Origin of the sequence: Pelagibius sp., from assembly GCF_965227505.1 — a bacterium.
GTDB lineage: Bacteria > Pseudomonadota > Alphaproteobacteria > Kiloniellales > Kiloniellaceae > Pelagibius.
The window spans coordinates 4,366,390-4,385,714 of record NZ_OZ245757.1 but is presented as its reverse complement, the minus strand read 5'-3'; the positions used below and the strand labels follow the sequence as shown (position 1 = coordinate 4,385,714).

14 protein-coding genes are annotated in these 19,325 nt (G+C 67.0%); 5 read left to right on the top strand and 9 right to left on the bottom strand.

Going from position 1 to position 19,325, the window contains the following annotated elements; genetic code table 11:
• Positions 1-9: 9 nt before the first annotated feature.
• Positions 10-1,158 carry an IS4 family transposase gene (locus tag ACO06P_RS20680; protein WP_420345314.1) on the bottom strand — a complete coding sequence of 383 codons (1,149 nt, stop codon included), beginning with the start codon at positions 1,156-1,158 and terminating at the stop codon, positions 10-12.
• Positions 1,159-1,655: 497 nt separating this feature from the next.
• Between ACO06P_RS20680 and ACO06P_RS20675 the strand changes: the two genes are divergently transcribed.
• Positions 1,656-2,738, top strand: a complete 1,083-nt coding sequence (locus ACO06P_RS20675) for a pentapeptide repeat-containing protein (protein ID WP_420347117.1) — start codon at positions 1,656-1,658, stop codon at positions 2,736-2,738.
• A 14-nt stretch (positions 2,739-2,752) separates the two neighbouring features.
• On the opposite strand, the gene ACO06P_RS20670 is transcribed toward ACO06P_RS20675, so the two are convergent.
• Positions 2,753-4,045 carry a class I SAM-dependent RNA methyltransferase gene (locus ACO06P_RS20670; protein ID WP_420347116.1) on the bottom strand — a complete coding sequence of 431 codons (1,293 nt, stop codon included), beginning with the start codon at positions 4,043-4,045 and terminating at the stop codon, positions 2,753-2,755.
• Between the two features lie 237 nt (positions 4,046-4,282).
• Between ACO06P_RS20670 and sppA the strand changes: the two genes are divergently transcribed.
• The gene (gene sppA / locus ACO06P_RS20665; RefSeq protein ID WP_420347115.1) at positions 4,283-6,115 is read left to right on the top strand and encodes a signal peptide peptidase SppA; all 1,833 of its coding nucleotides are present in this window, start codon (positions 4,283-4,285) and stop codon (positions 6,113-6,115) included.
• A gap of 44 nt (positions 6,116-6,159) precedes the next feature.
• Here sppA and ACO06P_RS20660 read toward each other — a convergent pair whose 3' ends face one another.
• Complete coding sequence (locus ACO06P_RS20660; protein ID WP_420347114.1) at positions 6,160-6,927, bottom strand: TlyA family RNA methyltransferase; 768 nt, start codon at positions 6,925-6,927, stop codon at positions 6,160-6,162.
• Positions 6,924-8,330 carry an MATE family efflux transporter gene (locus ACO06P_RS20655; RefSeq protein ID WP_420347113.1) on the bottom strand — a complete coding sequence of 469 codons (1,407 nt, stop codon included), beginning with the start codon at positions 8,328-8,330 and terminating at the stop codon, positions 6,924-6,926. The genes ACO06P_RS20660 and ACO06P_RS20655 overlap by 4 nt, the downstream gene beginning before the upstream one ends.
• A gap of 249 nt (positions 8,331-8,579) precedes the next feature.
• On the opposite strand from ACO06P_RS20655, the gene ACO06P_RS20650 reads away from it, so the two are divergent.
• The gene (locus ACO06P_RS20650; protein ID WP_420347112.1) at positions 8,580-9,899 is read left to right on the top strand and encodes a GAF domain-containing sensor histidine kinase; all 1,320 of its coding nucleotides are present in this window, start codon (positions 8,580-8,582) and stop codon (positions 9,897-9,899) included.
• An 80-nt stretch (positions 9,900-9,979) separates the two neighbouring features.
• Here the strand turns inward: ACO06P_RS20650 and dxs are convergent, their stop codons facing one another.
• From dxs to ACO06P_RS20630, 4 genes are all read right to left on the bottom strand, one after another.
• Entirely contained in the window at positions 9,980-11,926 is a 1,947-nt protein-coding gene (gene dxs, locus ACO06P_RS20645; RefSeq protein WP_420347111.1) for a 1-deoxy-D-xylulose-5-phosphate synthase, read from the bottom strand.
• A gap of 140 nt (positions 11,927-12,066) precedes the next feature.
• Positions 12,067-12,951, bottom strand: a complete 885-nt coding sequence (locus ACO06P_RS20640) for a polyprenyl synthetase family protein (RefSeq protein ID WP_420347110.1) — start codon at positions 12,949-12,951, stop codon at positions 12,067-12,069.
• A 24-nt stretch (positions 12,952-12,975) separates the two neighbouring features.
• The gene (locus ACO06P_RS20635) at positions 12,976-13,227 is read right to left on the bottom strand and encodes an exodeoxyribonuclease VII small subunit (protein WP_420347109.1); all 252 of its coding nucleotides are present in this window, start codon (positions 13,225-13,227) and stop codon (positions 12,976-12,978) included.
• Between the two features lie 113 nt (positions 13,228-13,340).
• On the bottom strand, positions 13,341-14,270 hold the full coding sequence (locus tag ACO06P_RS20630) for a histone deacetylase family protein (protein ID WP_420347108.1): 930 nt from the start codon (positions 14,268-14,270) through the stop codon (positions 13,341-13,343).
• A gap of 270 nt (positions 14,271-14,540) precedes the next feature.
• Here ACO06P_RS20630 and ACO06P_RS20625 point away from each other — a divergent pair, with 270 nt between their 5' ends.
• Positions 14,541-15,674, top strand: coding sequence for an efflux RND transporter periplasmic adaptor subunit (locus tag ACO06P_RS20625; RefSeq protein WP_420347107.1), 1,134 nt, complete (start codon positions 14,541-14,543; stop codon positions 15,672-15,674).
• Positions 15,674-18,979 carry an efflux RND transporter permease subunit gene (locus ACO06P_RS20620; protein ID WP_420347106.1) on the top strand — a complete coding sequence of 1,102 codons (3,306 nt, stop codon included), beginning with the start codon at positions 15,674-15,676 and terminating at the stop codon, positions 18,977-18,979. Before ACO06P_RS20625 ends, ACO06P_RS20620 begins: the two co-directional genes overlap by 1 nt.
• 98 nt (positions 18,980-19,077) lie before the next feature.
• Here ACO06P_RS20620 and ACO06P_RS20615 read toward each other — a convergent pair whose 3' ends face one another.
• Positions 19,078-19,305 (bottom strand): sulfurtransferase TusA family protein, encoded by a 228-nt coding sequence (locus ACO06P_RS20615; protein ID WP_420347105.1) that lies wholly within the window; start codon positions 19,303-19,305, stop codon positions 19,078-19,080.
• Between the last annotated feature and the right edge of the window lie 20 nt (positions 19,306-19,325).

The window sequence follows — 19,325 nt, the reverse complement described above, 5'->3', positions numbered from 1 at the left end:
GGTTTAGATTCAAACCCATAGCAAGGCCATTTGATTTGGGTTTTCGCGTGGATCGGGTTGGGCGGTTATCAGCCGATCTATACGGCGTCGGTGCATGAGGTTTGCGCGGACGAGACGGGCGAACTTGAGCGGGCTTTGGATGGTTTTCTGGTCGCCCTGAGCCATGCGCAGGATCAGGAAAGCGATGAGGGCGACGGCAATCTGGATGCGTAGGGCGTTCTCGCTGGCTCCGAGGCAGTGGCGGATTTTGAGGGTTTGCTTGACCCATCGGAAGAACAGCTCGATGGCCCAGCGGCGCTTGTAGAGATCGGCGATTTCCCTGGCTGGGGCCTTGAGATCGTTCGAGAGAATGCGCAAGATCTTGCCGGTGTGGGTCTTGACGCGCACCTCGCGAACCGGGCTGCTGAAGGGGTTCTTGCGGCTGTTAGCCTGACGCTGCGGCAACAGCCCGATGCGGTCGGAGAGGATGCTGGTGCCTTCCACTACGTCGAGTTCAACGGCTCCAGCCAGGGGCGTATTGGACTTGAAGCGGGTGACGATGCGGCAACCGGCGGCATCCATCCTGGCCCACCAGCCGTAATCGTAGTAGGCGAGATCGAAGACGTAGGTAGCTCCTGCCTCTATCGGCATCGTCTGGGCGACGGTGATGTCGTTGACCTTGGCCGCGGTGACCGCCGCATAGATCGGCCGGTCAGCGGCGGGATCATAGATGACGTGCGCCTTGGCGCCGCAGGCTTTGGCTGAAAAGTGCGCCCACTCGCAGCCAATCCCGCTGAGGCGGATACTGGTGGAATCAATCAGATAGACCGCCTCACCGACTTTGCGGCGCAGGCCCCGCTGGGCTTGACCAACCATCGCCGCAAAGAGATCGCTGAATACCGCGCTCGGGCGCAGGGCATTGGCGTCCGACAAAGTCGAGCGTGACACTGGTCGCCCACCCAGGTGGTAGAGCCGCCTGGCATGGCTCTCCAGGCCGCCAACGATCTCCCGCAGGCTCGTCGACCCGGAAAGCTGCCCGTAAAGCAAGGCTATAAACTGGCTCTTGGTTGGCAGACGGCGAACCCGATGGTCCGCTCCGTGCTCAGCCACCAGGCGCTCGAACTCTCCCCAGGGAACCCGCTTTAGAAGATCGTGAAAAACGCTATTCTGGTGTCGCACGGTGTTGTTCCTTTCTCGTGTCCCAGGACGTCGCCAAACGCTTGGACACAAGTAGAATCAACACCGTGCGCTCAGTCCACCAAATCTAAACCGGACACCAGTGGGCTTGTCCCGAGTATCCATTGCGCTCGCAGTTCCGGACCTCTCCGGCAGGGGTTCCGGTAGGCGGTCCGATAGACCCTCGGGTCAAGCCCGAGGGTGACGGAAGTGTGGGTGGCAGAATCGGCGTGCGCTTGAAGGACCAGCGCCACCTGCTCCGTCATCGTCAGCCGCCATGTCAGGGCTTGACCCGAGTATCCATCGCAGGGGGCAGACGCCGGCCCCGCCAACGAAGGCCCCATCGGACCGCCGCGCAGACTTTTTCGCGGCAAGCCTGCATCCATCCGAAATAGCACTTCCCCTGCTCTACAATCCGCCTTAAAGTTGAACTGGGGTGACTACTATAGAGTGTGGCTGGACAAGCCACGGGGGATTCAGAGTCATGTATCAGGTCAGCCGTGCCGAGCGATAGCAAAGGCAGCAACAGCAAAAACATCGTTCTCAGCAGGCGTATCATCACCCAGGAAGCCCTGGTCAAGCTGGCCGAGGTTCATCAACGCTTCGTCGATAAAAAGCGCGACGGGCGGCGGGTCATCATGCGCAACTGCGTCCTGGTGGAACTCGACATCAGCCGGCTCTGCTTCGCCGAGGCGCACTTCATGGCCTGCCTGTTTTCGCGCGCCAATCTGACCGATGCCAACTTCAGCCGGGCGAAGCTTTTCGGCTCGACCTTCGAGTCGGCGGATCTCACCCGGGCCAATTTCGAACGGGCCGATCTGCGCGCCGTGGTCTTCGACAAGGCCAACCTGCGGGACGCGCGTTTCGACGAGGCCGATCTGCGCCGCGGCGGCATCATCGCCAACGGCGCAAAGGGCGATCAGGAGGTGTTCCGGGAAATCCGCTCCTCGTTCCGCAACGCCAACCTCAGCCACACGAACCTGCGCAACGCCGTGCTGAAGGACGTCGACTTTGCAGGTGCAATGCTCGACGGGACGGAGCTTTACGGCGCCGATCTGCGCGGCAGCCGCTTCACCGGCGCCGAACTGAAGAGTGTGGTGCTCACCAACGCGCGGCTGCAGGAGGCCGATCTGCGCGGCGCAACCTTCGAAGATACCCGCGTGGAGCTTTCCGGCCTGCTTTCGACACCCATGGAGGCCGTTGATCCGGTCACCCTGGTCAAGACCCTTGCCGACCACGAGCGCTGGGTGAACAGCGACGGCAAGCAGGGCAAGAGGGCGGACTTCGCCGAGCAGAACCTCACCGAAGTCGATCTCTCCGGCCGCAGCCTGGCGACCATCTCCTTCGCCAATGCAAATCTCAAGGGGGTCAACTTCGACGGCTCGATCCTCGCCGCCTGCGACTTCTCCAACGCCAATCTGCGCAACGCCACCTTCTCGGGCAGCGATCTGCGCGGCGCCAACTTCATCGGCGCCATGCTGGAAGACACGCGCTTCGGCGACGCCAACATCGGCGCTCTGCCGGAAACCGGGATGGAGACGGTGTTCCCCGACGGCTTCCTGCTGGACCGCGGGGTCGGCTGAGCGTCTCCGCAAGCTCAGCGCGCGAAAACCGCAACCAGTTCCAGATGCCCCGACCAGGGGAACTGGTCGATGGGGGTCGCCTCCGTCAGGCGGTAGCCGCCGTCCACAAGGCTGCGGGCATCGCGCGCGAAGGTGGTCGGATTGCAGGACACGGCAATAACCAGAGGAACGTCGCTTTGCGCCAGTGCGCGGACCTGTTCCCTGGCCCCGGTCCGAGGCGGATCGAAGACCACGACATCGCCGCCGGAAAGCTCGTCGGCCTGCACCGGAAAGCGGGCGAGGTCGCGCTGCTCGGCGGTGATGCGCGCGCCCCGCGCATCCTGGCGCGCCGCCGCGGAGAGGGCGGCGACCGCCGCCTCGGAACCCTCGGCGGCGTAAACCTGAAGGCGCTCGGCGAGCGGGAAGGTGAAGGTCCCGCAGCCGGCAAAGAGGTCTGCGGCGGTCTCCGCCGTCGCCGGGATGGCGGCCAGCACGCGTTCGACAAGCGCCTGCTGCCCTTCGGCGGTCGGCTGCACGAAGCCGCCCGGCGGCGGCACCACGGCAGTGGCGCCGAAGGTCAGAACCGGGCTGCGGCGCAGGGCAACCGGTTCCGCCTCCTCCCGGCCGGCACTCCAGGAAAGGCGGGCAAGATCGGCCCCGGCGGCAAAGTCCGCCAACCGCTCGCGGTCTTCCATGTCCAGGCGGTGGCGCGATTCGATCAGCACGTCCAGCCCGGTCTCGCTGTCCAGCGCGGTGACCCGCGCCTCCTCCCGGGGGTCCAGAACGCCGTCAAGCAGGCCGCGCAGGGGTGCGATCAGCGCAGTCAGAGCGGGGGTCAGCAGCAGGCAGTCATGGATGTCGACCAGGCGGTGGGACTCGCGCTCGTGATAGCCCAGCAGAACCGCCCCGCCCTTGCGCTCCGCCGAAAGCACGACGCGGCGGCGCCGGCCGGGCGGCACCCGCAGCATCGGGTGCAGCCGTTCCGCCTGCAGCCCCCGGCGCGCCAGGGCCTGCGGCAGCAGGGCCGCCTTCCAGTCGGCATAGGCGGTGTCCTCGAAGTGCTGCAGCGCGCAGCCGCCGCAGGGCCCGAAATGCGGACAGGGCGGCTCGACCCGCGCGCCGCCCTCGGCCAGCAGTTCGACCGCCTCGCCCTTGAAACCGCCGCTGCGTTCGCCGGTGATCCGCACCGACACCCGGTCCCCGGGCAGGGTCATGGGCACGAAAAGCGGGCGCCCTTCGCATTCGCTGAGCCCGTCGCCCTTGGCCCCGAGGCTTTGCACCACGACCTCGACCTGGCGGCCACCACCCTGGCGCGCCCTACGCCGCACGGGGGGCCCGCAATCGGCAGGTTCCCGGGCTTTGGCGGACCGCGGGACTGTGTGCTCTGGACTTCATGCTGGCTCCGGCTGCGCGAAAAGCGCGAGACTGCGCCCAAGCCCGTCCAGTGACAAGAGGGCGTTTTGCTGCCCAGCCCGTCCGGCCGGCCCGCAGGCAGCGGCAATCCGTCCTAGGCTGGCACGGAAATTTAACTGGCCCTCGGGCGGCCCAGCCGCTGATATAGCGCCATGACCCGAATCATCCTGTTCATCCTCAAGTGTTTCGTCGGCCTTTTCGCGGCCGTTGGCTTCCTTGTCGCTGCCGGCATCCTTTTCGCCGGCCTGCTGCTGCAGCGCTTCGACGGCTTCGAACCGCAACTGGCCGAACTGCCGCAGGAGACCGTGCTGGTGCTGGATCTGGCCGACGGCCTGGTGGAACAGCAACCCGACAACCCGCTGGCGCGGGCTTCGCTGGGCTCGGCGCTGGTGCTGCGGGACGCCGTCGACGGCCTGCACCGCGCGGCCCGCGACGAGCGGGTGAAAGCGCTCATCCTGCGGGCCGGCTGGGGGCAACCCGGCCTCGCCCAGGTGCAGGAACTGCGCGCGGCCATCGACGACTTCCGGGCGCAGGGCAAGCCGGTGACCGCCTTTGCGGAGACCTTCGGCGAGGCCGGCAACGGCACCCTGCACTACTACCTGGCGAGCGCCGCCGGAGAGCTCTGGATCCAGCCCTCCGGCGATGTCGACATCACCGGGTTTTCCATGCAGCAGCCCTTCCTGCGCCAGCTTCTGGAGGACTATGGCGTGCGCGCCCAGGTCGGCCAGCGCGAGGAATACAAGGGCGCCATGGCGATCTTCACGGAGGCCCGCCTGCCGGAGGCGCAGCGCCAGAACCTGCAGCAGTACCTGGACTCCAGCCTGTCGCAGATCGTCACCGCCGTCGCCAAGGCCCGCAACCTCGAGACCACGGCGGTCCGCCAGCTGATCGACAGCGCCCCCCACCGGGGCCCCGACGCCTTGCAGGCGGGGCTCGTCGACAACCTCGGTTACTGGGACCAGGCGCGTGACGCCGTGGAGACGGCGGCGGGGTCGGAGTCCGAGCTGGTCTCGCTGCGCGACTACGCCCGCGCGACCCGGGAGGACTCCGAGGAGGGCCCGATCATCGCGCTGGTCCACGGCAGCGGTCCTATCGTGCTGGAACCCGGCGAGAACGACCCGGTGTTCGGCCGGGTGCGCATGGGCGCCGTCGACGTGGTGAACGCACTGTCGGAGGCGATCGACGACAGCGAGGTGGCGGCGATCCTGTTTCGCGTCGACAGCCCGGGCGGGTCCTACGTCGGCTCCGATGCGATCTGGCGCGAGGTCCAGCGCGCCCGCGACCTCGGCAAGCCGGTGGTGGTCTCGATGGGCAACATCGCCGGCTCCGGCGGCTACTTCGTGGCGGCGCCGGCGCACAGCATCGTGGCCCAGCCCGGCACCCTCACCGGCTCCATCGGCGTGGTCACCGGCAAGTTCGCCCTGAACGAGCTCTGGCGCGACCTCGGCGTCAACTGGGACGGCGTCCAGGCCGGCCGGCGGGCCAACCTCTGGAGCCCCCATGCCCCCTTCACGCGCGAGGAGTGGGAATGGCTGCAGGCAACCCTGGACGCCACCTACGCCGACTTCACCGACAAGGTGGCGCGCGGGCGCAACCTGTCGCCGGAGGCCGTTCAGGCAGCGGCCGGCGGACGCATCTGGTCGGGCGAGGACGCCCTGGCCGCCGGACTGGTGGACGACCTTGGCGGATACAGCAAGGCGCTGAGCGTCGCCAAGGAGGCGGCCGGCATTCCAGCCGACGCCGCCGTCCGGCTGCTGCCCTATCCGGAACGGCGTGACCCCTTCTCGGCCTTCTTTGAGGACACGCTGGGCGGGGAAATCGACAATCCGGGCGCTCAGGCCCTGGTGCGCAGCCTCGCCCGCCTGGTCCAGGCCGTCGCACCGCTGATCGAGGCGATGGAAGCGATGAGCGGCGATCCGCGCGGCCAGACGCTGCACAGCGGCCCGCTGCCGCAAAGCGCGCAGCCGCGCCCCGGCGCCTTTTAGGGAGCATCTTCGGGATAGCGCCGGCCCGCGAGGGAAACGCCGCGTTAAGTCGGCGTCTTGCGGGCCACCATCAGGAACTCCTTGTTGCCCTCCGGGCCGGTCACCGGGCTTTCGACGATGCCCTCGACCTGCCAGCCGGGCTGGGCGTTCATCCAGGCCTCGATCCGCTGGCAGACCTCTTCGTGCAGCGCCGGATCGCGCACCACGCCGCCCTTGCCGACACGGTCCCTGCCGACCTCGAACTGCGGCTTGATCAGCACGGCGAGGCGCGCCTCGGCCCGGGTGAGCGCCAGCGGCGCCGGGAGGACGACCTCCAGGCCGATGAAGCTGGCATCGCAGACCAGCAGGTCGACCGGCTCCGGCACCTCCGCCGCGCTCAAGGTGCGGGCGTTGCAACGCTCCAGCACGACCACGCGCGGATCGTTGCGCAGCTTCCAGGCCAGCTGGCCGTGCCCAACATCCACGGCATAGACCCGCGCCGCCCCGTGCTGCAGCAGCACATCGGTAAAGCCGCCGGTGGAGGCGCCGATGTCCAGGCAGACGAGGCCCGCCGGATCGAGATCGAAATGCGCCAGGGCGTGGGCCAGCTTCAGGCCGCCGCGGCTGACCCAGGGATGGTCCTGGCCGCGCACCTCCAGCGGCTGGTCCGGCGCCACCGCCTCGCCAGCTTTCTGGACCTTGCGCTCGCCGGCAAAGACCTTGCCGGCCATCACCAGCGCCTGCGCCCGGGCGCGGCTTTCCACCAGTCCGCGCTCGACCAGGGCCACGTCGATGCGAATCTTAGGGGCGCGGGTCTTGGCCGCGCGGCTCATGCGAGCGCCAAGCCCCCGTTGGGCAGGAAATGGGCACGGCGGTGGAACCGCCAGACAGCGGTCAGCGCGACAAAGGCCAGCCCCACCGCAAGGCCGGTCCAGACCCCCTGTCCGCCCAGGCCAAGGGGAAAGGCCAGGACGACGGAGGTCGTGAAGCCAACGCCCCAGTAGCCGGTCATGGCCAGCCACATCGGCACCTTGGTGTCCTTGAGGCCGCGCAGGGCCGAAATGGCGATCACCTGGGCCCCGTCGACGAGCTGGAACAGGGCGGCGATCACCAGGAAGGCGACCGCCAGTTCCACCACCGGCGCGTTGGCAGGCAGGTCGCGATCCAGAAACAGGCCCACCAGCTGGGGGCCGGCGAACCAGAACACCAGAGCCGAACCGGTCATGAACAGCATGCCGACCAGCAGCGACGACCAGCCCGCACGGCCGACCGCCGCGGGATCGCGGGAGCCCGCCGCCAGACCGACCCTGACCATGGACGCCTGGCTGATTCCCAGGGGCACCATAAAGGCCACCGCAGCGCACTGCAGCGCGATGGCGTGGGCGGCCAGGGCCTCCGTGCTGATCAGGCCGGCGAGGAAAGCCGCCCCCGCAAACAGGCTGGTTTCGGACAGGAGCGTGAGGCCGATCGGCAGGCCGATGCGAAACAGCTCGCGAAAACGCGGCCAGTCCGGCCGCCAGAAACGCACGAGGATCGCATAGCGTTTGAAGCGCCGGTCCCGCAGCACGAAAACGAGCATGGCCAGCAGCATCAGCCAGGACACAATGGAGCTGGTCACACCGGCCCCCATCAGTTCCCAGCGGGGCAGGCCGAAGTTGCCGAACATCAGGCCATAGTTGCCGATCGCGTTGGCGGCCACCGCCGCCAGGGTGATGATCAGGACCGAGCGCGGGCGCGAATGCGCCGTGACGAAGCAGCGCAGGACGACGAACCACAGCGACGGCAGCATCGCCCAGGTCACCGCCTTCAGATAGTCGTCGGCCCGCAGCGCGGTGTCCGCCTCCTGGCCGAAGAGCAGCAGCAGCCAGCGCCCGTTCCAGATGATCAGGCTGAAAAGGGCGGCAAACAGCAGGGTCAGCCAGAAGCCCTGGCGCACCGTCCGGCGCACGCCGTGGAAGTCCCGCGCGCCCAGCGCCTGGGCCGTCATCGGGGTGACGACGGTGGCGATGCCCATGCCGAACAGATAGAGCGGGATGAAGATGTTCATGCCGAGGGCGCCGGCCGCCAGATCCGCGGGCCCCAGCCAACCCATCATGACGATGTCGGTGGTGTTGATGCCGATCATCGCAAGCTGGGTGAGCGCCAGCGGCGCCGAGAGGCGCAGCGTGGCCCAGATCTCGCGTCGCCATAGGGAGTGCGGTGGGGGCGCTGTCAGAGGGGCGGTTGTCTCAGCCATTGTTTTTGACATCGTTTGCACTATGAAGACTATATATGGCCGTGAAAACCCGCATAAGCTGCAGGGCGGTCATGCAAACGGCGACTTGAAAGCCTGGAACACAGGCCCTGCATGATCTGCCATGGGCTCCGGACAAAGGCAACGGCGAAGAAGGGCCCCGATTTGCACAAGTGTTAACAGTTCATTAATCATGACAAGACTAATGACCATCTGGGCCAAGCGATACTCATCCGGGACGATCACCGCCGCATGAACCCGATTCCCTTTGACGAAGTCCAGCGACTGGCCTCTCTGCAGGCTCTGGATATCCTGGACACCCCGCCGGAGCCGGCATTCGATCGTATTACCCGCTTGGTCGCGGGACAATTCGACGTCCCCATCACCCTGATTTCCCTCATCGATCCGGCCCGGCAGTGGTTCAAGTCCAAGGTCGGGCTGGCTGTCGACGAGACGCCGCGCGAGTACTCCTTCTGCCAGTTTGCGATCATGGAAAACCGGGTTCTGCAGGTGCCGGACGCGACCAAGGACCTGCGCTTCGCGGACAATCCGCTGGTCCTCGGTGACCCGGAGATCCGCTTCTACGCCGGCGCCCCGCTGGTCACCCGCAACGGCTTCCGCCTCGGCACCCTCTGCCTGATCGACACCAAGCCCCGCCAGGCTATGGACGAGGCCCAGCAGGCACAGCTGCGCGACTTCGCCGATCTGGTCATCGGAGAAATGGAACTGCGGCGTCTGCGCCGGCTTCTGGGCGCCGAGTCCCAGGGGATCAGCCAGGAGGTCGCGGGGGCCCTCAACAGCCTGCAGCGCGCCGAGGAGGAGCTTTCCCACCAGGCGCAGATGGACGTCATCGCCCATCTGGCGCATGAACTGCGGACGCCGCTGTCGGCCATGCTGGGCTTCGCCGAGATCATCCGGCGGGAGTTCTTCGGCCCGATCGAGGACGAGCGCTATCCGGCCTATGCCACCAAGATCGAGAACTGCGGGCATCATCTGCTGAACGTTCTCAACGGGATGATGGACCTCGCGCGGGCCGAACGGGGCGGTCTGCGGCTGCAGGAATCGGTCATCGACCCGGAAAGCGTTGCGCGGCTCTCCGTCGAACTGGCCCAGCCGGAACTGGACCGCTTCGGCGCAACGGCGGTGGTGAGTTCCAGCCTGAAGGACCCGAGGATGCTGGCCGACCAGCATCAGCTCACCCAGATGCTGGTCAATCTGGTCGGCAACGCCGCGCGCCACGTTGCAAAGGGCAGCGAGATCGCCATCCGTACCGCGCAGCGCGCCGATGGCGGTTTCGATATCTCGGTCTCGGACGACGGCTGTGGCATGAGCGAAGCCGAGGTACGCGAGGCCGTCGAACCCTTCGGCCGGATCAGCGGCAGCGAGGCACGCCACCCCTCGGGCCTGGGCGTCGGCCTGCCCCTGACCAAGCGCCTCATCGAGATGCATGGCGGCACCCTGGCCATCGACAGCAAGCGCGGCGCCGGCACCACGGTCACCCTGCGGTTCCCCGCTTACCGGGTGCGCGAACCCGGAGCGCCGGCGAGCACCCAGCCGATCAATCTGCAATAAGGGACCGGGCGCGCCGCAACGCCGCCTCTCCTTTGCGCCCCGGGGATCACGGGGCGGATCAGCCGGGGATTAGCCGGAGATCAGGCGCGGGCCGGTGACTCGACCTCCTGCTGGCCCAAGGCCTGCAGCGCCGCGGCGAGGATGCCTTCGCGGTCGACCCCGGCCAGCGCCAGCTGACGCTCCGGCTTGTCGTGATCGATGAAGAAGTCCGGCAGGGTGACCGGGCGGAAGCGCAGCCCCTTGTCGAACAGTCCCTGGCGCGCGAGGAACTGCATCACCTGGGTGGCAAACCCGCCGATTGCGCCCTCCTCGACCGTGATCAGAACTTCGTGCTCGCCGGCAAGACGCCGTACAAGGTCCTCGTCCAGCGGCTTGGCGAAGCGGGCATCGGCCACCGTCGTCGACAGGCCGCGGGCGGCGAGATCGTCGGCAGCGGCCAGGGCATCGGCAAGGCGCGTGCCCAGCGACAGGATGGCAACCTTGCTGCCTTCACGCAGGATGCGGCCCTTGCCGATTTCCACTGCGCTCCCCCGCTCCGGCATCTCGATCCCCAGCGCCTCGCCGCGCGGATAGCGCAGCGCGGAGGGCCGGTCGTCGATCTGGCAGGCGGTCGCCACCATGTGCATCAGTTCGGCCTCGTCGCTGGGCGCCATGATGACAAAGTTCGGCAGACAGCCCAGGTAGGTCAGATCGTAGCTGCCCTGGTGGGTAACCCCGTCGGCCCCCACCATGCCCGCGCGGTCGATGGCAAAGCGCACCGGCAGGCTCTGGATCGCGACGTCGTGGACGACCTGGTCATAGGCGCGCTGCAGGAAGGTCGAGTAGATCGCCGCGAAAGGCCGGAAGCCCTCGCAGGCCAGGCCGGCGCAGAAAGTGACCGCGTGCTGCTCGGCGATCCCCACATCGAAGGTGCGATCCGGGAAGCGTTCGGCAAACTTGTTGAGGCCGGTACCGGACGGCATGGCGGCGGTGACGGCGACAATCCTGTCGTCATGCTCCGCCTCGGCGATCAGACCCTTGGCGAAGACGTTCTGATAGGCCGGCGCCTTGGGGGCGGGCTTGGCCTGCTTGCCGGTGACGACATCGAACTTCGCGACGCCGTGGTACTTGTCCGCCGCCGCCTCCGCCGGCTCGTAGCCCTTGCCCTTCTGGGTCACACAGTGGATCAGCACCGGGCCCTCGTAGTCCGCGTCGCGCACGTTCTTCAGCACCGGCAGAAGATGGTCGAAGTTGTGGCCGTCGATAGGCCCGACGTAGAAGAAACCCATTTCCTCGAACAGCGTGCCGCCGGTCAGCAGGCCGCGGGCATATTCCTCGGCGCGGCGCGCCGCCATCTCGATGGGGCGCGGGAAGCGCTTGGCCACAACCCGCCCGAGGCTGCGCACGGACTGGAACGGCTTGGAGGAAATCAGCTGCGAGAGGTAGGCGCTCATCGCCCCCACGGGCGGCGCGATGGACATGTCGTTGTCGTTGAGGATGACAATCAGACGGCTGTTCATGGCTCCGGCGTTGTTCATCGCCTCGTAAGCCATGCCGGCACTCATCGCGCCATCGCCGATCACCGCAATGACCGCGTTGTCATCGCCGCGGAAGTCGCGCGCAACGGAGAAGCCCAGGCCGGCGGAAATCGAGGTCGAGCTGTGCGCCGCACCGAAGGGGTCGTAAGGGCTCTCCTTGCGGCTGGTGAAGCCGGAGAGCCCGCCGCCCTGGCGCAGGCTGCGGATACGGTCACGCCGGCCGGTCAGGATCTTATGCGGATAGCACTGGTGGGAGACATCCCAGATCAGCCGGTCATCGGGCGTGTTGAAGACATGGTGCAGGGCCGTCGTCAGTTCGACGACACCAAGGCCGGCGCCCAGATGGCCGCCGGTCACGGAGACCGCCTCGATCATCTCCGCACGCAGTTCGTCGGCGAAGTCACGCAGCTGTCCTTCGTCGAGTTTGCGCAGATCCGAGGGGTCGGAAACGCTGTCGAGCAGCGGCGTCGGGCGCCGATTATGACCGATCTCTGCCAAGGCTTCTGCCACTCCTATGCTCTATCTGCTTTATCGTTATCTTTTGCTGCATCTTTTGCTGCGGCATCCTTCAGCGCGGCGCCTCTTCCTGCGAACCCCTTGCCACGGCTTTGGAGCCCCGATCGCGGAAGCGTCCGGGTCTTACCGGGGCCTCACGACCGTCGCGCGACCACAAAGGCCGCCGCCTCTCTCAAAAGGTCCGCCTTTTGGCCGAAAAGATCAAGCCGCCGACAGGCTGAATCCACCAGGGCCTCCGCCTTGTTACGGGCGCCTGAGATGCCAAGCTGGCCGACGAATGTGGCTTTTCCGAGACTTGCGTCCTGGCCCGTCGGCTTGCCGAGCGCTTCCGGCGTGCTTTCGGCGTCCAGGATGTCGTCGGCGATCTGAAAGGCGAGGCCGAGATCGCGGGCATAGTCCTTCAGCGCCTGCCGCTGAGGCTCGGGCGCCTGTGCCAGGATCGGGCCGGCCTCGCAGGAAAACAGGATCAGCGCCCCGGTCTTCAGGCTTTGCAGGTGGGAGATTCCGGCCAGGTCAAGCTCAGCGCGCTCCGGCGACATATCGATCATCTGGCCGCCCACCATGCCCGCCGCCCCGGCCGCGGCGGCCAGTTGCCGCAACAATTCAACCCGCACCGCCGCAAGGTCATGGGTCTCGGGCCCGGACAGAACCGCGAAAGCCTCCGTCAGCAGCCCGTCGCCGGCCAGGATCGCGGTTGCCTCGTCGAAGGCGATGTGAACCGTCGGGCGGCCGCGCCGCAGGTCGCTGTCGTCCATCGCCGGCAGATCGTCGTGGATCAGGCTGTAGCAGTGCACCATCTCGATGGCGGCCCCGACCCTGAGCGCCTGCTGCTCGGGGACATCGAAGAGGCGGGCCGATTCGCGCACCAGGAACGGCCTCAGGCGTTTTCCGCCCGACAGGGCGGCATAGCGCATCGCCTCGACAACGCGCCCGCGCGGTCCGTCGGTCTTCGGGAGCATCCGGTCGAGCAGGGCCGAAATCGTTTCTCCCTGGCTGGCCAAGGCATCCTGAAGTTTCATCGTCTGCGCCCCGGTCACCCCTGTTCAGTCGACATCGAGCGCGGTGGTGTCGGCCGTGCCGTCGGCCGAAAGGCTGATTTTCTCGATCTTGGCCTGCGCCTCGCGCAGTTTCTGATCGCAATGGCGCTTCAGGGCCGCGCCGCGCTCGTAATCCTCGATCGCGGAGTCAAGGGCGCCCTGTCCCTGCTCCAGCTTGGCCACGATCTGCTTCAGGGCGTCGAGCGCCTCCTCGAAGCTCATCGCCTGGATGTCGTTGGGAACCTCGTTCTTGGGCATCCGTTTCCCCCCCGGGGTGTGTCTGGTCCTCGTGCGCCATGTCGACCGCTGCGGGCGGCCGGCGTCGTTCCCAATTCAGCGGTCCCGCCCTTTAACGCAGTCGGCGCCAGAGGTCAAAAGCGCATCAGCGTGCGGACATGGGCTGCGGCACAGCTGGCCAGAGCCGCATGATCGTAGCCCCCCTCCAGAACCGAGACCAATCGCCCCCCACAGGCGCTGCGGGCCAGCTCCATCAACTGCTGCGTCGCCCAGGCATAGTCCTCCTCGACGAAGTTCAGGCTGGCCAGGGGGTCGTCGGCATGGGCATCGAATCCGGCCGAGATGAACACGAACTCCGGCTCGAAGCGCGTCATGGCCGGAATCACACAGTCGCGCATCGCCTGCCGGAACTCCGCCGATCCGGCCGGCGGCGGCAGCGGCACGTTGATGATGTTGTTTGCAACGCCGCGCTCTTGCGCGCGTCCGGTTCCGGGATAGAACGGAAACTGATGCGTCGAGGCGTAGAACAGGTCCGGATCGTCCCAGAACATGGCCTGGGTTCCGTTGCCATGGTGGACATCGAAATCGACCACGGCGACGCGGTGGCAGCGGTGCACCTCGCGGGCATGCAGGGCGCCGACCGCGACATTATTGAACAGGCAGAAGCCCATGGCCTGGCGCGGCTCGGCATGGTGGCCCGGCGGGCGGACCGCGCAGAAGGCGTTGTCGGCTTCGCCCGCCATCACCGCGTCAACCGCCGCGACCACCGCGCCGGCGGCCCGCAATGCGGCTTCGCCCGAGCCCGGCGAGACGATGGTATCGGCATCCAGCATGCGGTCGCCATGGTCCGGTATGGCGGCCAGAACCTCGTGCACGAAGCTGTCAGGATGGACCCGCGCAATCTGTCCATGCTCGGCGCGCGGGGCTTCGCGGCGCAGCAGACCGGAAAACTCGGGACTGTCGAGAGTCTTCATGATGGCCTTGAGACGGCCCGGATTTTCCGGATGAAGAGGCCCGGGATCGTGCTGCTCGCAGGCGGGATGACTGAAAAGAAGCGTACTCATACGGCGGCCCTGGCTCTGGGGGGTCGGCCCATCATAGCCCGTGACCGCCCGGCGTCATCCCTGCAATTTCAACCGAAATGCGGTTTCCTGCCTAAATGAATTGTCAGGAGACAGCGGCGCAGACTGGGCCTATGCTGCCGCAGTTGTTGGCTTGGCCCATTGACTCCCTGCGGCCAGACGCCAAATCAATGATCTATTTAGTTTTTTTGAGATCCCGCCAATTTGCGCGAGAGTCGCGGCGTCGGCAGGGTGTTTGGAGATAGGCGAAACATGGGGTTGAAGGCGGCACGCCGGTGTCTGGCGATTGCGGTGGTCTGTCTTGCGGGAGCGAGCCTTGGCAGCGGTTTCGCGGTTCAGAACGCAACGGCGCAAAACAACGCCTCCCTGGTGCGTGTCGATGCCGTGCGCAGCGAACCGCTGACCCAGACGGTGCCTGTGGTGGGCCGCCTCGTCGCCCGACAGGCCGGGTCGGTCGCCGCCCGGGTCAGCGGCCCGATCCAGGAGTACACCGTCGAGGTCGGCGACCGGGTTGCGGCCGGCGATGTCATTGCCGTGCTCGACAGGGTGTCGATGGAGGCCGAACGGGATCTGGCGGCCGCGGGCCTTTCCGTGGCCCGGGCAGAGTTGAGGACCAAGCAGGCCGAGATCACCCTGGCACGACAGGAACTGCAGCGCCTGGAGGGGCTGAAGCAGTCCGCCGCCTTCAGCCAGGCCCGTTTCGACGATGCCCGTCAGGAGGTCGCCATCGCCGAGGCTGCGGCCAGCGAAGCGGAGGCCGCGGTGACCAGCGCCCGCGCCACGCTGCGCTTGGCCGAAATCGACCTGGAAGACGCCACCGTGCGCGCGCCCTATGACGGGGTGATCACCCAGCGCCTGAGCGAGGCCGGCTCCTATGCGCAGGACGGCGCGGCTGTGGTGCGCATGATCGCCGATCAGACCCTGGAGGTGGAGGCTGACGTGCCGGCCAACCGGCTGCTGGGACTCACCTCCGGCGCCGCCGTCGAAGTGGTGCTGGACGACGGGACCCTGATCGGGGCGACGGTCCGGGCCGTGATCCCCGACGAGAATCCGCTGACCCGGACCCGTGCCGTGCGCTTCGTGCCGCGCTTCGGAGAGATCAACAGCCCGCTTGCCAACGAGCAGTCGGTCACCGTGATGGTGCCGGTTGGCGCGCCGCGGGACGTCGTCTCCGTTCACAAGGACGCCATCATCAAACGTCCCAACGGCACCATTGTCTTCGTTGTCTCCGAGGGTCAGGCACAGCCGCGCCCGATCGTGCTGGGCGAGCCGGTCGGCAACCGCTACGAGGTCGTCCAGGGCCTCGACGAAGGCGAGCAGACCGTGGTGCGCGGCAATGAACGCCTGCGCCCCGGCGCCGCCGTCCAGATCGACGGAGAAACCTGATGAACCTCATCAAGCTCGCCATCGAAAGGCCGATCGCGGTCATAGCCGCGGTGCTGATGGTGGTGATGTTCGGGATCGTCGCGCTGCAGACCATCCCCATCCAGCTGGCGCCCGATGTCAACCGGCCGGTCATCACCGTATCGACGAACTGGGGCGGCGCCGCGCCGGCCGAGGTCGAGCGAGAGATCACCAACCGCCAGGAAGAAGAGCTGAAAGGTATCGAGGGCCTGGAGACCATCACCTCGCGCTCCGAGCAGGGCCGGGCCCGCATCACCCTGGAGTTCGCCGTCGGCACCAATATGGACCGCGCTCTGCTGCTGGTCTCCAACCGGCTCGACCGGGTGAACGGCTATCCGGACGAGGCCGACGAACCCTCGCTGGATACCGCCGGCAGCGAAGACAGTCCCATCGCGTGGTTCATCATCACCCGCGAGGACGGCAACGAACGGCCCATCCACGAGTACGGCGACTTCGCCGAGGACATTCTGCGCGAGCGCATCGAACGCGTTCCCGGCGTCAGCCGCGTCAATGTGTTCGGCGGGACGGAGCGGGAAATCCAGGTGATCGTCGAACCCAAGGTGCTGGCGCGCTACCGCATGACGGTGAGCGAGGTCGTCGATGCCCTGCGCCGCGCCAACGCCTCGCTCAGCGCCGGCGACGTGGACGAAGGCAAGCGGCGCTACGTGGTCCGCACCGAGGGCGAGTTGAACACCCTGGAAGCGATCCGCGACGTCGTGGTGCGCAGCGATTCCAATGACGACAGCGGCCGCCTGGCGCGGGTGCGGATCGGCGACATCGCAGAGGTTTCCTACGGCTACAAGGAAGCCGGGGCCTCGATCCGCATGCTCGCCCAGGGCGCCATGGCGATGAACGCCCAGCGCGAAACCGGCGCCAACGTCATCGAGACCATGGACGGCATCAAGGCAGCGGTCGAAGAACTGCGGGCCGGGGTGATCCCGGCCGAGGGCCTGAGGCTGCGCCAGGTCTACGATGAGACGGTCTACATCAACTCCGCCATCGATCTGGTGCAGCAGAACATCTGGGTCGGCGGGACCCTTGCCGCCATTATTCTTCTCGTCTTCCTGCGCTCCGTCCGCGCCACCCTGGTGGTGTCCATCGCGATTCCGGTTTCGGTCATCGGCGCCTTCGTGGCCATGGCCGCCATGGGACGCTCCATCAACGTGATCTCCCTGGCCGGCATCGCCTTTGCGGTCGGCATGGTGGTGGATGCCGCCATCGTGGTGCTGGAGAACATTTACCGCCTGCGCGAACAGGGCCGGCCGGCCCGCGAGGCCGCCTATCTGGGCGCCAAGCAGGTCTGGGGGGCGGTGCTCGTCTCCGCCCTGACCACCGTGATGGTGTTCATCCCCATCCTGGTGATGCAGCTGGAGGTGGGCCAACTGTTCCGCGATATCGCGGTGGCCATCTCGGTCTCCGTCATGCTGTCGCTGCTGGTCTCGGTCACCGTGCTGCCGGCGCTCTCCAGCTGGCTGCTGAGCGGCGGCAGCAAGAAGCTGGACGAGAAAAGCATCACCCGTCTGCGCCTGCCGCTGGTCGACTGGCTGGCGGAAAGGCTCATCGCCATCATCATGGGCTTCGTGCGGCTTGTGGTCGCCAGCCGCCTGGTGGCTTTCGTGGTCGTGGCGTCCGTCACGACAGCGGCGTCAATGGGCGCCTGGCACTTCCTGCCCAAGCTGGAATACCTGCCGGAAGGCAACCGGAACCTCGTTTTCGGCATCATCATTCCGCCGCCGGGCTACAACCTCGGCACCACCACCGACATCGCCAAAGGCATCGAAGCCGCGACCCGGCCGCTCTGGATCACCGAAAGCGGCATGGAAGCCGACAGCTACCAAACCCAGGAAGAAGACGGCTTTTCCCTGGACGGCATCGGGGAAGGCTTCACCGGGGCTTTGAGGTCTCTTTGGCCCGGCGGGGCAGAAAACGCCGAGCCGCCGCAGATCGAACGCTTCTTCTTCGTCGCCACCAGGGCCACCACCTTCCTAGGCGCCACCGCGGTCGACCCGCAGCGCGCTTCGGAGCTGATCCCGGTCCTGGAGGGCCCGGTGTTCCGCGAGCCCGGAACCTTCGGCTTCATCAACCAGCCGTCGATCTTCGGGCGCGGCATCGGTTCGGGCCGCAAGATCGACTTCGACATCTCCGGTCAGGAGCTGGAGACCATCCTCGGCGTCGCCCAACAGGCGGTGGGCCGAATCTCGCAGATCCTGCCGCGCAGCGAGGGCCACCAGCTGCGCCCGAACCCGGGCCTGGAACTGGGCGCACCGGAAGTGCGGCTCTTCCCCAACCGCCTGCGCCTTGCCGACAACAACGTGACCGCGCGCGAGCTGGGTGAAGCCATCGACACCTTCAATGACGGCCTCAGGGTGGCGGAGGTCACCGTCGGCTCCGACCGCCTGGACCTGATGCTGAAAGGCCCGGATTACAACGTCGTCGAGACCCAGGGCATCGCCAGCCTGCCGGTGGTGACTCCCAGCGGCGACATCATTCCGGCTTCGTCTCTGGCTGAAGTGGTGCTGACCTCGGGACCCACCGAAATCCGCCACCGCGAGCGCTTCCGCACCGTCACCCTGGAAATCCGCCCCGCCCCCGGCATTCCACTGGAAGCCGCCCTGGACACCCTGCGCAGCGAGGTCATGGAGCCGATGGAGGCCGAGGGCCTGCCGCCCGGGGTCACGTTCAACATTTCCGGCACGGCCGATAAACTGACCCAGACCTGGGAAGCCATGGTCCTGGATCTCCTGCTGGCGCTGGCCATCGTTTTTCTGGTCATGGCCGTGCTGTTCGAGAGTTTCATCTATCCGCTGATCATCCTGCTTTCGGTGCCTCTGGCCGCCGCCGGCGGCGTGGCCGGGCTGGTTGTGCTCAACACCTCCGTCTACCAGCCGCTCGACATGCTGACCCTGCTCGGTTTCGTCATTTTGATCGGCATCGTGGTGAACAACGCCATCCTGCTGGTGCATCAGACGCTCTATCACCTGCGCGAAGAGGGCCTGGCCGCCGGCGCGGCGATCGTCGAGGCGACGCGCAACCGCATCCGGCCGATCTTCATGTCGACCCTGACGTCGGTCTTCGGGATGCTGCCGCTGGTGCTGTTCCCCGGCGCCGGCTCGGAGCTCTATCGCGGCCTGGGGTCGGTGGTGGTCGGCGGCCTCTCCCTCTCCGCCATGCTGACGCTGCTGATCATCCCGCCGATGATGGCGCTGCTGGTCGGCGCGCTGGAAGGGCGCAAGGCCGCGTCCGGCCCGAAGGTGGCGGGCCCCGCACAGCCGGCCCCCGGAGAGTAAGGCCGGCAGAAGCAAGGCGCAGGAGGAAACAAGGCCCATGAGAGTGGGCCCGGCAGGCCGGGGCTGTCGGGAACGGTCCCGGCGCGGCCCCGCCGCTTCTAGCCGGCTTTCCTGATCTGGAAGGTAAAGCGGCCCTCCGCCTCGTCCCAGGACAGCAGTTCATCGCCCGTGGTCTGGCAAAAAGCCTGGAAATCCGCGACCGCGCCCGGATCCGTGGCGATGACTTCCAGGACCGCGCCGGCTTCGACCGATTTCATCGCCTTTCGGGCCCGCAGGACGGGCAGCGGGCAGCGCAGCCCGGTAGCGTCGAGCACGGTTTTCGACATCTCAGACATCTTTCATTTCT